The organism is Vibrio sp. 10N.222.48.A3 (genome assembly GCF_041475345.1).
Lineage (GTDB): Bacteria > Pseudomonadota > Gammaproteobacteria > Enterobacterales > Vibrionaceae > Vibrio > Vibrio tasmaniensis_A.
Map to the genome: position 1 here is coordinate 1 of NZ_JBFRVX010001058.1, position 276 is coordinate 276.

The window sequence follows — 276 nt, forward strand, 5'->3', positions numbered from 1 at the left end:
AGACGTTCAGCAAGATCTTGAAAAATACCAATTTTAAGTGGTTTCGCTTCACCTTCTAGAGTAAAGCATTTAGGGAAACATTCAGCAACATATGCGATAACTTCTTTGCTGTTTTTTAACTTTTCAGTGTTTTCCATGTGGGTTCCTGGTTTTTGCGGTTTTCCGCGAACATTAAGAAAATATTTTTACGTATTATAGAGAGATGCTTGGGAAAAACCACAGTAAGAGAATAATTTATGCCTTGTTCGCGTGCGAATTAAGCAGCTTTTCCACTTC

General features: G+C 36.6%; 1 protein-coding gene. It reads right to left on the reverse strand.

Annotation, left to right across the window (positions count from 1 at the left end; all coding sequences use genetic code 11):
• A partial coding sequence (locus AB4653_RS23575) for a ProQ/FINO family protein (RefSeq protein WP_372105459.1) occupies positions 1-137 on the reverse strand: 137 nt, incomplete at its 3' end.
• Between the last annotated feature and the right edge of the window lie 139 nt (positions 138-276).